The organism is Streptomyces sp. HUAS ZL42 (assembly GCF_040782645.1).
Taxonomy (GTDB): Bacteria; Actinomycetota; Actinomycetes; order Streptomycetales; family Streptomycetaceae; genus Streptomyces.
The window spans coordinates 8,338,158-8,350,747 of the sequence record NZ_CP160403.1 but is presented as its reverse complement, the minus strand read 5'-3'; the positions used below and the strand labels follow the sequence as shown (position 1 = coordinate 8,350,747).

General features: G+C 70.8%; 15 protein-coding genes. 7 read left to right on the top strand and 8 right to left on the bottom strand.

Features of this window, described 5'->3' with window-relative positions; all coding sequences use genetic code 11:
* The first annotated feature begins 103 nt into the window (after positions 1–103).
* Both ABZO29_RS38085 and ABZO29_RS38080 read left to right on the top strand, forming a co-directional pair.
* Positions 104–571: a hypothetical protein gene (locus tag ABZO29_RS38085; protein WP_367324741.1), complete on the top strand. Its 468-nt coding sequence runs from the start codon at positions 104–106 to the stop codon at positions 569–571.
* Positions 568–1,056 carry a hypothetical protein gene (locus ABZO29_RS38080; RefSeq protein WP_367324740.1) on the top strand — a complete coding sequence of 163 codons (489 nt, stop codon included), beginning with the start codon at positions 568–570 and terminating at the stop codon, positions 1,054–1,056. Before ABZO29_RS38085 ends, ABZO29_RS38080 begins: the two co-directional genes overlap by 4 nt.
* A 263-nt stretch (positions 1,057–1,319) precedes the next feature.
* Here ABZO29_RS38080 and ABZO29_RS38075 read toward each other — a convergent pair whose 3' ends face one another.
* The gene (locus ABZO29_RS38075; protein WP_367324739.1) at positions 1,320–1,679 is read right to left on the bottom strand and encodes an ArsR/SmtB family transcription factor; all 360 of its coding nucleotides are present in this window, start codon (positions 1,677–1,679) and stop codon (positions 1,320–1,322) included.
* A gap of 62 nt (positions 1,680–1,741) precedes the next feature.
* On the opposite strand from ABZO29_RS38075, the gene ABZO29_RS38070 reads away from it, so the two are divergent.
* Positions 1,742–2,842: a cation diffusion facilitator family transporter gene (locus ABZO29_RS38070; RefSeq protein ID WP_367324738.1), complete on the top strand. Its 1,101-nt coding sequence runs from the start codon at positions 1,742–1,744 to the stop codon at positions 2,840–2,842.
* 1 nt (position 2,843) lies between these two features.
* On the opposite strand, the gene ABZO29_RS38065 is transcribed toward ABZO29_RS38070, so the two are convergent.
* Together ABZO29_RS38065 and ABZO29_RS38060 are read right to left on the bottom strand one after the other, a co-directional pair.
* Entirely contained in the window at positions 2,844–3,404 is a 561-nt protein-coding gene (locus ABZO29_RS38065) for a YbaK/EbsC family protein (protein WP_367324737.1), read from the bottom strand.
* A 31-nt stretch (positions 3,405–3,435) separates the two neighbouring features.
* Complete coding sequence (locus ABZO29_RS38060; protein WP_367324736.1) at positions 3,436–4,008, bottom strand: helix-turn-helix domain-containing protein; 573 nt, start codon at positions 4,006–4,008, stop codon at positions 3,436–3,438.
* 130 nt (positions 4,009–4,138) lie between these two features.
* Here ABZO29_RS38060 and ABZO29_RS38055 point away from each other — a divergent pair, with 130 nt between their 5' ends.
* On the top strand, positions 4,139–4,996 hold the full coding sequence (locus ABZO29_RS38055) for an EamA family transporter (RefSeq protein WP_367324735.1): 858 nt from the start codon (positions 4,139–4,141) through the stop codon (positions 4,994–4,996).
* Between the two features lie 13 nt (positions 4,997–5,009).
* Here ABZO29_RS38055 and ABZO29_RS38050 read toward each other — a convergent pair whose 3' ends face one another.
* A complete protein-coding gene (locus tag ABZO29_RS38050; protein WP_367324734.1) occupies positions 5,010–5,840 on the bottom strand; it encodes an acyltransferase in 831 nt (276 codons plus the stop codon).
* A gap of 108 nt (positions 5,841–5,948) precedes the next feature.
* Here ABZO29_RS38050 and ABZO29_RS38045 point away from each other — a divergent pair, with 108 nt between their 5' ends.
* A complete protein-coding gene (locus tag ABZO29_RS38045) occupies positions 5,949–6,476 on the top strand; it encodes a gamma carbonic anhydrase family protein (protein WP_367324733.1) in 528 nt (175 codons plus the stop codon).
* A gap of 82 nt (positions 6,477–6,558) precedes the next feature.
* Here ABZO29_RS38045 and ABZO29_RS38040 read toward each other — a convergent pair whose 3' ends face one another.
* From ABZO29_RS38040 to ABZO29_RS38030, 3 genes are all read right to left on the bottom strand, one after another.
* On the bottom strand, positions 6,559–7,203 hold the full coding sequence (locus tag ABZO29_RS38040) for a DedA family protein (RefSeq protein WP_367324732.1): 645 nt from the start codon (positions 7,201–7,203) through the stop codon (positions 6,559–6,561).
* 187 nt (positions 7,204–7,390) lie between these two features.
* Positions 7,391–8,296, bottom strand: a complete 906-nt coding sequence (locus ABZO29_RS38035; protein WP_367324731.1) for a DUF5753 domain-containing protein — start codon at positions 8,294–8,296, stop codon at positions 7,391–7,393.
* 269 nt (positions 8,297–8,565) lie between these two features.
* Positions 8,566–8,808: a DUF397 domain-containing protein gene (locus ABZO29_RS38030; protein ID WP_367324730.1), complete on the bottom strand. Its 243-nt coding sequence runs from the start codon at positions 8,806–8,808 to the stop codon at positions 8,566–8,568.
* A 98-nt stretch (positions 8,809–8,906) separates the two neighbouring features.
* On the opposite strand from ABZO29_RS38030, the gene ABZO29_RS38025 reads away from it, so the two are divergent.
* Together ABZO29_RS38025 and ABZO29_RS38020 are read left to right on the top strand one after the other, a co-directional pair.
* A complete protein-coding gene (locus tag ABZO29_RS38025) occupies positions 8,907–9,638 on the top strand; it encodes an ATP-binding protein (RefSeq protein ID WP_367326352.1) in 732 nt (243 codons plus the stop codon).
* 174 nt (positions 9,639–9,812) lie between these two features.
* Entirely contained in the window at positions 9,813–10,640 is an 828-nt protein-coding gene (locus tag ABZO29_RS38020) for an SAM-dependent methyltransferase (protein ID WP_367324729.1), read from the top strand.
* An 88-nt stretch (positions 10,641–10,728) separates the two neighbouring features.
* On the opposite strand, the gene ABZO29_RS38015 is transcribed toward ABZO29_RS38020, so the two are convergent.
* Positions 10,729–12,249 (bottom strand): hydrolase, encoded by a 1,521-nt coding sequence (locus ABZO29_RS38015; RefSeq protein WP_367324728.1) that lies wholly within the window; start codon positions 12,247–12,249, stop codon positions 10,729–10,731.
* Between the last annotated feature and the right edge of the window lie 341 nt (positions 12,250–12,590).

The following is a 12,590-nucleotide window of genomic DNA, read 5'->3' as shown; positions in this document are numbered from 1 at the left end:
TCGTCGTGGCGCTGTTCTGGCGGAGTCACGACCACTCATCGTCTGGGACGCAAACGTGACGAACCGGTGGTGAGCGCTACCAGTTCAGTCCTACGCTCTGCAGATGGACTGGCGAGAGGGCGCCCTCTGGGGCGCGTTCGGGGGCTTCGCCATCGAGGCCATCGACTACGTGATCGCAGTAAGACGCTGGCGCAAGCTGCCGTGGAAGGTGGGCGCGCACAGCCTCAGCGACCCCAAGGCCATGCCCGCACAACAGAGTTCGGATGATGACGGTGCGCCAGGACTCATCGCCTACCTGATCGCGGCCGGCCTCCGCATCGCACTGGGCCTTGGCGGCGCCGCGGCGTTCACCGCCGCCAACGGCGAAACGATGAACGCGTGGCTGGCCGTGATTCTCGGCGCAGCCGTGCCGTACGTGTTCGAGAAGGTGACGCTGTTCGTGCCGTTTATCGGACGCGTGGCGAAGGAAGGCTTCGCCGCCGTGCAGGCACAGGCAGCCGCTCAAAATCAGGAGCAGTCGCCCTCACTGCCGCCTGCTGCCTCAGATGCGAGCGGCCAGGAGGGAGTGTGAGCTCGGTGTCCGAGAACTCTCTCGCGCGGCGAGTCTTCGCCGTGTACACGCGCCAGGCGCCGGCCTTCCAGCCGCGCTCACCACGCGAGGTCAACAGTTGGGCGGCGGGGATCGATCAACTGCTAGAGCAGCAGGCGGCGCGAGAGCGTCGAGCGGCGCAAGAGCGTGGCTGGCGGCTGGAGGACGCCTTTTGGGTGGCGTTCATGTGGCGCCCTCGACCTTACGGCCGTTGGGTGTTGACGACCCTGGTCTACGCGTTTGCCTGGGGAATTCCCGCCCTGGCCCTCAGCGGTACCGCGCGAACGGTGGCCCTCCTCGTGGTGACAGGCATCGCCGCCCTGCACTTCTTCCTCACCGTGGCTCTTTTCCACCTGCTCGACACCCCCTGGACGATCCGCCACTGGCTACGGACGTGGGGCATCGGCAACGCAGTCGGCGGGCCAGGGGGGCGCGAGGGAACGCATCCTGAGACCGAGAGCACGTAGTCAGCGACTCCCAAGACGGTCGACAACGAAGCCGGCCCAGCCTAACTCGCCCTTACGCGCCGCTTATCGGTAACAAAACGGCCACCTGGTCGGATCGTCGGCTCGGCATACTCCAGACATGGCCGCTCCACCCGTGAAGCGCCCGTCCGGCCGCGTGCGTGGTGACGCCCGGCGGGCCGACAAATCCCAAACAGGACAGTCGAGGCGTCAGTCAGTCGATGGGTCAGACCCATCCGCAGCGTCACCACGTCACATCCTCACTGTCAGTCGTGCACGGGCCGGTCACTGAGCCGGTGGTCCGCCACGTTCAGCGCTTCGTCCACCAGCCTTCGCAGATGGCCGTCGCGCAGCGAGTAGATCACCCGGCGGCCCTCCTTGCGCGTGGTCACGAGACCCGCGAGCCGCAGCCGCGCCAGGTGCTGACTGACGGCCGGACGCGCCGCCCCGCACGCCTCGGTGAGCGTCGAGACGTCGGCCTCGCCCGCCGTCAGCGCGTGCAGCAGCGTGAGGCGGGTGCGGTCGCCGAGGAGGGCGAGGAGTTCGGCGGCGAGCGCGAACTGCTCCTCGCCGGGAGTGCGCGGATGCGCATGATGCGCAGGTGAAAGGTGCATGCGTGCGCTCATACGCACATAATGGGGCCGTGGGCGTCCGCGCGTCCACTCCCGCGCACCGGAAGGGGATCGACGTGAGCGAGCGGCACGACCACGCACATGACCACGGGCACCACCATGGCCGCGAGCACGGTCATGAGCACCACCACGCCCACGGCCATGAGCACCACCGCCACGACCCCTCCCCCGCCCGGTTCCGCCACCGCCTCGCCCACCTCCTCAAGCCCCACTCCCACGAAACCGCCGACAAACTCGACTCGGCCCTGGAATCCTCGGCCCGCGGCATGCGCGCCCTCTGGATCTCGCTGGCGGTGCTCGGCGCGACGGCGCTGGCGCAGGCGTTCGTGGTGGCCGTGTCCGGATCGGTCGCGCTGCTCGGCGACACCGTGCACAACACCGCGGACGCGCTGACCGCCGTGCCGCTCGGAATCGCCTTCGTGCTGGGCCGCCGCGCGGCTACGAGGCGCTTCACCTACGGGTACGGGCGTGCGGAGGACCTCGCCGGCCTCGTGATCGTGCTGACGATCGCCGCCTCGGCGGCCTTCGCCGGGTGGACCGCGGTCGACCGGCTCCTCGACCCGCGCCCCGTGGAGCACGTCCCGGCCGTCGCCGTGGCCGCTCTCGTCGGCTTCGCGGGCAACGAGTGGGTGGCCCGCTACCGGATCCGCACCGGCCGTGCCATCGGATCGGCCGCGCTGATCGCCGACGGACTGCACGCCCGCACGGACGGATTCACCTCACTGGCCGTGCTCGTGGGCGCCGGAGGTACGGCCCTCGGCTGGCAACTCGCCGACCCGGTCGTGGGGCTGGCGATCACGGCCGCGATCACGCTGGTGCTGCGGGACGCGGCGCGCGAGGTCTTCCGGCGGGTGATGGACGCCGTCGACCCGGCCCTGGTCGACCGGGCCGAGCGGGCGCTGCGGGAGGTCCCGGGCGTGCGCGAGGTGGGCGAGCTGCGGCTGCGCTGGATCGGGCACCGGCTGCGGGCCGAGGTGGCCGTCGTGGTGGACGGAGAGGCGACGGTACGCCAGGCCCACGCGATCGCGGTGGACGCCGAACACGCCCTGCTGCACGCCGTTCCGCGGCTCACCGCCGCCCTCGTCCACGCCGACCCGGCACCGGTCCCGGGCGAGACGGACCCCCACATGGCACTGGCCCACCACGCGGCGGCATGACTCAGACGGCGACGCCCAGCCCCTCCAGCACGACCGCGCCCGGCAGTTCGGCGAACGCCTTGCCCGGCACCAGCAGCTTGCCGCGGCGGCGTCCGCTGCCCACCAGGACGTACGGCAGGTCCACGACGGCCGAGTCCACCAGCACCGGCCAGCCCTCGGGCAGTCCGATCGGGGTGATGCCGCCGTATTCCATGCCGGTCTCCCCCGTGGCCGTGTCCATCGACGCGAACGAGGCCTTGCGGGCGCCGAGTTGGCGGCGGACCACGCCATTGACGTCGACCCTGGTCGTGGACGGCACCACACACGCGGCGAGTGTCGTGTCACCGCCACGCTTGCCCGCCACCACCACACAGTTCGCCGACTGCTCGAGCAGTTCCTGCCCGTAGTGCTCCACGAAGACCGCGGTGTCGGCCCACTGCGGGTCCGTGTCGACGTAGACGATCTGCTCGGCGGGGACGCTGCCGGACCAGCGGCGTACGGCGTCGGCGACCGGGTCGGTCAGCTCGTCGAGGCAGGCGGGGGCGGGGTCGGCGATGTCGAAGTGTCCGATGGGTGCGCGCATGGCCGCACGCTAACAGGGCGCCGGGAACGCCTCAGTGCACGGGCGGCACCGAGACGGTCATCACCATCTCCATCGGCACGTCGCCGTCATTGCCGTACGTGTGCGGGGTGTTCGCCTCGAAGGTGGCGCTCGCGCCCGCCGGGACGCGGTGCTCCACACCGTCGACGGTGAGCGTCAGCTCCCCCGCGGTGACATGGACGATCTCGACCGTGCCGGCCGGGTGAGGGTCGGAGGCGCTGTTCTCGCCCGGCATCAGCCGCCACTCCCACAGCTCGAGCGGGCCGGGCGCCTCGGTGCCGGCGAGGAGGAGGTTGTAACTGCCGGCGTCCGTGTGCCACAGCCGTACGGCCTGTTCGGCGGCGACGACACGGACTTTCGGGCCCTGCTCGTAGTCGAGCAGAGTGGTGATGCTGATGCCCAGCGCGTCACCGATCTTGACGACCGTGCCGAGGCTCGGGTTGGTGCGGGCCTGCTCGATCTGGATGAGCATGCCGCGGCTGACGCCGGCCCGCGCGGCGAGCACGTCCAGGGTGAAGCCGCGCACCGCGCGCCAGTGCTTGACGTTGCGCGCCAGGGACTGGGTCAGCAGGTCGAGGTCCGACACATTCCGTCCACTCTTCGGCCGACTCCGCAGGCCGACTCTTCAGGGCAATATTCTGAATGACAGGGTTCACTTGGCTGTACTACGGTGTGGTGCACCCAATCGTTCACCGAACTGTACTGCGAGGCGAGCCGTGACAGCATTCTTCGCCCTGGCCACCAGTGTCCTGTGGGGACTGGCCGACTTCGGCGGCGGGCTGCTCACGCGACGCACCCCGGCACTGACCGTGGTGGTCGTGTCCCAGGCGATCGCGACGGCCGTCCTCGGCGTGATCGTGGTCGCGACCGGCGGCTGGAGCGAGGCGGGACCGCGGCTCTGGTTCGCCTTCGCGGCGGGCCTGGTGGGCCCGATCGCCATGTTCTCCTTCTACAAGGCGCTCGCGCTGGGCCCGATGGGAGTCGTCTCCCCGCTCGCCACCCTGAGCGTGGCCGTGCCCGTGTCCGTCGGGCTCTTCCTCGGCGAGCGCCCCGGGCTGATACAGGCGGCGGGCATCGCGATCGCGATCGGCGGTGTCGTACTGGCCGGCGGTCCGCAGCTGAAGGGCGTCCCGGTGCAGCGCCGGGCGATCCTCCTCACGCTGGTCGCGGCGCTCGGCTTCGGCGCGGTGTTCGCGCTGATCACCGAGGCGTCGATGACCGTCACCGGCCTCTTCCTTGCCCTCTTCGTACAGCGCGTGACGAACGTCCTCGCGGGCGGTGCCGCGCTGTACGTCTCGGTGAAGCGGGGCGCCCCCGCCCTGCCCGAACGCGGCTTCCCCTGGGCTTCGCTGCCGGCGCTCGCCTTCGTGGGCCTCGCCGACGTCGCGGCGAACGGCACGTACGCCGTCGCCGCCCAGCACGGCCCGGTCACGGTGGCCGCCGTGCTCGCCTCCCTCTACCCGGTGGTGACCGCGCTGGCCGCGCGCGGCTTCCTCAGCGAACGGCTGCGGGGGGTGCAGGCGGCGGGTGCCGGACTGGCGCTGGTGGGCACACTGCTGCTGGCGACGGGCTGAGCCGGCTCGGACCTCACACCTCGGGCTCGAACCCGGCGAGCCGGCCTTCGGCCTCCCCGGCCGGCCCGGCCGAGCTGCAGGCGGCCTCGCCGTCCAGCGCGGCCAGCCTGGCCGCCGTCTCCTCGTCCAGCCCCGACAGCGCCACCAGTTGCTCGGAGGTCACCCCGTCGGGGATCGGCACCGGGGCGGGGGTCCTGAGCGGCGGCTGCCAGCCGTCGGCGGGAGTCCAGCGGCGTACGACACGGGCGGGCGCCCCCGCCACCACGGCGTGGTCGGGCACCCTGCCCCGGACCACCGCCCCCGCCGCCACGACGACGTTCCGCCCGATGCGCGCGCCGGGCAGGATCACCGCCCCGGTACCGATCCAGCACCCGGGCCCGATCTCCACCGGCTCCATGCGGGGCCACTGCTTGCCGATCGGCTCGTGCGGGTCGTCGTAGGAGTGGTTGGTGGAGGTGACATAGACGTACGGCCCGAAGTAGCAGTCGCTGCCGATGGTGACCGTCGTGTCGGCGATGACATGGCTGCCGCGGCCCAGGACGACGCCGTCCCCGATCAGCAGGATCGGCTCCGGGCCGAGGTCGAGATCGGGCATGAGTCCCGCCGTCAGCGTGACCTGCTCGCCGACGATGCAGTGGGCGCCGAGATGGATCCAGGGTTCGTTGAAGACCGTGCCGAGCGGGAAGGCCAGCCTGGTACCTGTTCCCATCGCGCCGAAACGGAAGCGCCCGGGGTGCTCCGCGGTGACGGAGCCCGTGCGCTGCAACCAGGCCCAGCCCGCGTGGACGGCGCGCTGCGCGAGGCCCCGCCGCCATGATGAGAACGTGTTCTTGCGCTTCGGCACCCGCTCACCGTACTCAGCGCGCGGTACGGGCACGGTCTCGGAGCCCTGTGATCTTCGCCCCACCGGGTGGCGTACGGTGGCGCTGCCGACGACGAGGAGGAGATGGCGATGGCGCACAAGGCATTGATCACGGGCATCGGCGGCCGGGAACCGAAGGTGGACGAGGAGGCGTTCGTGGCACCCACGTCCTCCGTGATCGGAGACGTGACCCTGGAAGCCGGAGCGAGCGTCTGGTACGGCGCGGTGGTGCGCGGCGACGTCGAACGGATCTCCGTCGGGGCGCAGAGCAACATCCAGGACAACTGCACCCTGCATGCCGATCCGGGCTTCCCCGTCACCATCGGCGAGCGGGTCTCCGTCGGCCACAACGCGGTGGTGCACGGGGCGACGGTCGGGGACGACTGCCTGATCGGGATGGGGGCGACCGTGCTGAACGGGGCCGTGATCGGGGCGGGTTCGCTGGTCGCCGCGCAGGCTCTTGTGCCTCAGGGGATGCAGGTGCCGCCGGGTTCACTCGTCGCCGGGGTGCCCGCGAAGGTCAGGCGGGAGCTGACGGAGGAGGAGCGTCAGGGGGTGACGCTGAACGGGACAATGTATGCGGAACTGGCCAAAGCGCACCGCGAGATCCACGAATGACTGCTGGGCCGGTGGTGGCTGGTCGCGCCCACGCGGCGGAGCCGCACAATGGCAGCGCCCCGCGCCCCTGAAGCGGCGCGGCTCACTCCCCGGCAGGAACAGGCTCCGCCTCCTGCTGTGCGACCTGCGCCTTCCTGGCCTTGCGCTTGAGTACGAGCATCGACGTGAGCCCGATCAGCACCGCCGCCACCAGCCCGAGCCACGAGAACTTCTTCAGCCACGACTCCGCGACGACACCCACGTAGTAGATGACCGCCGTCGTACCGCCCGCCCAGACGATGCCGCCGAGCACATTGGCCACGAGGAACTTCCAGTACGGCATCCGCAGCACACCGGCGAGCGGTCCCGCGAAGATCCGCAGCAGGGCGACGAAGCGGCCGAAGAAGACGGCCCACATGCCCCACTTCTCGAAGGACTTCTCGGCCGTCGCGATGTGCCCCTCGCTGAAGTGCTTGGGGAACTTCTTGCCGAGCCAGGCGAGCAGCGGCCGCCCGCCCTTGCGGCCGATCGCGTAGCCGATGGAATCGCCGACGACGGCGCCGACGGTGGCGCACAGGCCGAGGACGAACGGGTCGATGCCGGCGTGCTGCGAGGACAGCAGGGCCGCCGAGACCAGGATGATCTCGCCGGGCAGCGGGATGCCCAGGCTCTCCAGACCGATGACCAGCCCCACCACGGCGTAGACGGCGGCCGCGGGCACCGTGTCGAGCCACTCCTGGACGTGCACCGCCGGTTCCTCCCCATTCGCGTCCCTGCGTTCACGGGCGCCCACCGAAGCGGCGCGCGCCCGTGAAGCCTACCCGGTCCCCTGGACGCGACGGCGTTCCCCGGGGCGCGGTCGCCGCCGTGCCGCGCAGGCGGGTCGTCTCCTCGAGGACTCAGGTCTCCTCGAGGACTCAGGTCTCCTCGAGGACTCAGGTCTCCTTGAGGACCTGTTCCAGGAACGCCACGGACTCGGCGCCGGCTGCCGCCACCATGCTCAGGCTGTCCATGACCGCGAGGTAGTTGTCGACGTCCTCCGCCTTGTCGAGGTAGAGGGCGCTGGAGAGCTGCTCCAGGTAGACGACGTCGGGCAGGTCCGCGACGGGGAAGCGCAGCACGGTGATGGGGCCGCCCGCCGCCGCGTGACCGCCGACGTGGAAGGGCAGGACCTGGAGGGTGACGTTGGGCCGGTCGGCGGCCTCGATGAGGTGGCGGAGCTGGGCACGCATGACCTCGGCGCCGCCCGTCGGACGCCGCAGCGCGGCTTCGTCCACCACGGCCCACAGTCGCGGTGCGTCGGGCCCGTTGAGCAGTTCCTGCCGGGCCATCCGCAGGCTGACCCGGCGTTGGATCTGGTCTTCGGTGCCGAGCGGGTAGCCGAGGCGGATGACCTCTGCGGCGTACTCGGAGGTCTGCAACAGGCCGGGGACGAACTGGACTTCATAGGTGCGGATGAGGCAGGCGGCCTCTTCCAGACCGATGTGCTGCTCGAACCAGCTGGGCAGAACGTCGCCGTACTCGCGCCACCAGCCGGGTGCGCTGGCCCGCCGGGCCAACTCCAGGAGTTCCTGGCGGGTTTCGGGATCCTCCACGCCGTACAGGGTCAGCAGATCGGCGACATCGCGCTCCTTGAAGCCGACCCGTCCCAGCTCCATGCGGCACAACTTGGCGTGGGAGGCGCGGATCGCCGCGCCCGCGTCGTCACGGCTGATGCGGCAGGACTCGCGCAGTCGGCGCAGCCGGGTTCCCAGCAGGATGCGCAGGACCATCGGCCCGCCGCGCCGACCGCCGAGCATGTCGAAAACAGGGGCGCTGTGTTCCGGCTGAGGTGCAGTCATGTCCATCCCCTCGGGCCGCCACTGGGGTGATGCGATGAGCCCTGAGCCCTGACGCCGAGCCTCGATCGCCGTCGTGAACGAGCGGCGCCTGGACAGATCACCTACGGGATGAGGCGGTGCCGTTCGGTTCTGGCGCCGGTCTGCTGCCGTGCTCCCCTGGGCCTGCAATTGCAGCGTAGCACCGGGGTGTGTCATTGCTGCCGGGCGCGAGGGAGCCGGAAGGCGACCGTCCGGGTCGCCTTCCGGCTATCCGCGGGTGTGCCTCGACTTCACCGGCCGGGGAGTAGACCGTCGAAGTCGCCGTCCTTCACCCCGCGGACGAAGGCGGTGATCTCGGGGCGGGTGTAGACGAGTGCGGGGCCCTCGGGGTGACGGGAGTTGCGCACGGCGACCGCACCGTCCGGGAGCGCGGCGAGTTCGACACAGTTGCCCTGCGGGCCGCTGTGTCGGCTCTTGCGCCAGACGACCCCCTCCAACTGGGTCGCCGGCATGCCGTTGGTGATGTGGTGCATATGAACCCTCTTTGTTGGTGAAGCCGCAGGGGGAGGCGCTGTTGGGGCGCGCCGCCCGGGCGCTGGACCGAGTGCGGCGGGCTCCCGCAGACGGCCGGATGCAATTGCATCGTCAATTGCACCCAGAGATGGCATGCGGGACGATAACGCGCGGAGGCATAGCTTGCAAGATCGAATGCAATTGCAGATGTACTTGCATTCGACTGATTGAACGGAGCACGATACTCCGCACAGGCGATGCACGAGCCGACGTCGTGTTCGCAGGGATCTCAGGGGGCCTGATGTCCGCGGGACCACTCGAAAGACCTGTCAACCCCCCTCGGATCGAGGCGACTTGGGAGTGGATGTGCTGGGCGGTCGACGCCGCCGGACCGCCCGGCCGGGGACGGGCTTCCGCGCTCGACGGGCCTCGCACGGACCGTCCCGACCCCACCAGGTGCTCCAACCAGGCCTTGCCCCCGGATCCCCAATCCGCCCGCATGGCACGCGACTTCACCAGATCCACGCTCGCCGACTGGTCCCTCGACGGCCGCACCGAGGACGTCGCCGTCACGGTCTCGGAACTGGTCGGCAATGCTCTGCGCTACGGACATGTCCCCTCCGCCTCACCCACGTCGCAGACCTCGGTCTGGCTCGGCATGTGGGACCAGTGGTCCTGCGCCGTGTGCGCGGTGGCCGACCACGGCGACGGCATCCCCTGCGTCAAACAGCCCGACGAGCTGGCTGAGTCCGGGCGCGGCCTGCAGGTCGTCGCCGCGCTGAGCGACGCCTGGGGCTGGATGCCACGCACCGGCCGCGGCAAGGTCGTGTGGGCCCTGTTCCTCCTGTGAGCCGCGAGCGGGCCCTGCTCCGCACAGCGATGTGAGTGGCCGTCAAATGCGGTGTGCCACAGGGTGATTCGATCAAGCACTACGATCAGCACACCCGAAGGCGCGGATCTGCCCGACGGACGGTCGGACGCACACAGCCCACGGTGAACAGGCCACCCCCCGATGGGAGCGTCAATGAGCAGCCAGGGCTGGGAATTCTCGTCGGTGGACCCGGAGCGGACACCGCCCGAGCTCGATGTGACGGTGCCGCACTCGGCACGCATGTGGAACTACTGGCTGGGCGGCAAGGACAACTACGCCGTCGACCGCGAGGCCGCCCGGCAGGTGATGGACGTGTTCCCGGGCATTGTCGACGACGCCCGCGCCTCCCGCGCGTTCCTGGCCCGGGCCGTGCGCCACCTGACCCGTGAGGAGGGTGTTCGCCAGTTCCTCGACATCGGCACCGGCCTGCCCACGGCGAACAACACCCACGAGGTCGCCCAGGAGTTCGCGCCCGAATCGAAGATCGTCTACGTCGACAACGACCCGCTGGTGCTGGTGCACGCCCGCGCGCTGCTGACGAGCAGCGCCGAGGGGGCCACGGCCTACATCGACGCGGATGCGCGCGACCCCGACGCCATCCTCGCCGAGGCCGCGAAGACCCTGGACTTCGACCGGCCGGTGGCTTTGATGATGCTCGGGATCCTAGGCAACATCCCCGACTACGAACAGGCCCGTACGCTCGCCAAGCGGCTGGCCGACGCCCTGCCGCCGGGAAGCTTCCTGGTCGTCAACGACGGCAGCGACACCAATCCGGAGCGCGTCGAGGCCGCGGAGCGCCACAACGAGGGCGGGGTCGCCACCTACCACAACCGCAGTCCGCAGCAGATCGAGGCCTACTTCGAGGGACTGGAGCTGCTGGAGCCGGGTGTCGTGCCCACCTCTCGATGGCGCCCGGAACCCAGTCAGTTCGGCGAGCCGCCGATGGTGGACGTGTGCTGCGGAGTCGCCCGCAAGCCGTGACGGGTCCCGAGTGCCCACGCCTTGTCCCGGGAGGTCGCGCGCGGCTCGTCCTCCCTTCCGGCGCTCGGGCTCGCCTCCGCCGTCCCCCTCACAGCCGACTCCGGCCGTCACCGCCGTCGACCGGCCCCGTCGCGCTCACCGACGGCCACCTCGGTGCGTGAGGCCCCGGTCCCGGGGGCGAGGAGCAGGCCCTCGGACCCGCGGAGCAGGAACTCGCCGCGGACCGTGAGGTCGTACGACACCCGGCCGGAACGGGCCAGGCGGCCCGCGAGGGTGACCCGCCCGCTCCTGGTGCCGGAGTCGAGGCAGGGGCGGGGTCGGCGCCGCTGCGAAGCCGTCCGTCGTTCCGGTACGACCACTGCTGGGACCCGGCGGAGGAGCACACCGCCGGTTCGGTGCCGGCGCCGGCCTCGGCCCGACCACCTCGCACGTCGAGGCAGAGATTCCCACGCAGGCTGCGCAGGCGGCCGTGCGCGGTCTCCGCGGGGCGGCCGCCGGATGCGGCGGACGGGGATCCGGTGGGAGCGGATTCGTCGGGGCTGCCGGAGCTGCCGACGGGCTCGCCCCAGGTGGCATGCGGCGCGGGGACACCGTTGTCATCGGTCCAGCCCTTGGCGACCAGCACCGTCGCGAGCAGCGCGAGCGCGGCCAGGCCGACGCCCACGAGCACGGCCTTCGGATGTCTGCCGGACGCGCCGGGCAGAATGCCGCCTTGCGCACAGCGGTGCCGCCCGCCGCTTCCGGATCGCTCCGTGGCCGGCGGCCTGCGCCGCTCCGTACCGCGTTCGGGGCGTGAGTCGAGATAGCGGTGGGCACCCCAGCCCAGCACTGCCTCGGCGAGGAGCGCCTCCAGACCGCCGTCGAAGTGGCTGAGCTGTTCGGCGGCGTGGCGGCAGTAGCGGCAGTCCTTCAGATGCCGCTGGACATCCGGCAGCAGCGCCCCGCCGCGGCGCATCGGGATGTCGAGGAGACGGTTGTAGAAGCGGCATTCCCTGGAGGGAGCGAGTTCCCTGTGGGCGCGTACGCAGCCCGTGCGGAATTGTTCCCGGGCCGCTTCCCGAGCGGCCATCGCGGTGGCGCTGTCCACGCCCAGCAGAGCGGCGGGTACGGATATCGGCTCGGCCTCGACCTCCGTGTGCCACAACAGGCATTGCGAGGCCCCCGGAAGGGATCGGAAAGCCCGCTCGGCGAGTTGCCGCCTTTCCGGCGTACCGCCTCTCGCCGCGCGCAGCCCGCGACCGCCCACCGTTTTGCGGAGTTCCGGCAGAACCGCGGAGACTCCGTCCTCACGCGCCCACTCCCGGACCGTGTCCCGGACGGTCACGAGGAATCGGGGACGCAGGGCGCCGCCCATGGCGCCGGCCGCCGGCCGGCCGACCACCCGGTGGAACGCGGCCGTGGCGACCATGTCGGCCGAACTCCCGGACGTGGCGAGGCAGATGGCGGCGTAGTCGTACATCGCCTGCCAGTGCCGGGCGAGCAGCAGCGGCACGGCGCGGGCACCCGAGTCGCCGTCGCCCAGCTGGGCGACGAGGTCGCGGTCGGAATCCCCGGGCCGCCATCCTGGGCGGGGCGGGTACGGCGGTCGCGGGGGGTTGGGGGACTGCACTGAACCATTTCCTTCCCAGCCGAAGGACGACACCCGGAATGCGCGTCCGCCGGAAAGCAGGGGCCTGATTGGTGCGTACCTGAGGGCCTGACCTGGACCATCCCGAAGGGAGGCTCACCTTCGCACACACGCCTCACAGGAAACAAGGGAGTTCGAGTGCCCCTGGTTCAAGTCGCGGGAAATTCCGCTGAGTTACCACCGGTATCCGTACCGGCATTCGAAAACGCCGTCACAGACGGCCCGAGTTGTGCACACGGAAAGCCGGATGCCACACGAAATCTTCAAGTTCCGGACCGCGCCGACACGCCACCGGCAGCACACAGCCATCTCCCATGCGGCTC

Coding starts and splice junctions, on each gene's coding strand:
- ABZO29_RS38085 (WP_367324741.1), top strand. CDS start 104: ATGGACTGGCGAGAGGGCGCCCTCTGGGGCGCGTTCGGGGGCTTCGCC.
- ABZO29_RS38075 (WP_367324739.1), bottom strand. CDS start 1,679: ATGAGCGCACGCATGCACCTTTCACCTGCGCATCATGCGCATCCGCGC.
- ABZO29_RS38065 (WP_367324737.1), bottom strand. CDS start 3,404: ATGCGCGCACCCATCGGACACTTCGACATCGCCGACCCCGCCCCCGCC.
- ABZO29_RS38045 (WP_367324733.1), top strand. CDS start 5,949: ATGGCGCACAAGGCATTGATCACGGGCATCGGCGGCCGGGAACCGAAG.
- ABZO29_RS38035 (WP_367324731.1), bottom strand. CDS start 8,296: ATGACTGCACCTCAGCCGGAACACAGCGCCCCTGTTTTCGACATGCTC.
- ABZO29_RS38030 (WP_367324730.1), bottom strand. CDS start 8,808: ATGCACCACATCACCAACGGCATGCCGGCGACCCAGTTGGAGGGGGTC.
- ABZO29_RS38025 (WP_367326352.1), top strand. CDS start 8,907: ATGCAATTGCATCGTCAATTGCACCCAGAGATGGCATGCGGGACGATA.
- ABZO29_RS38020 (WP_367324729.1), top strand. CDS start 9,813: ATGAGCAGCCAGGGCTGGGAATTCTCGTCGGTGGACCCGGAGCGGACA.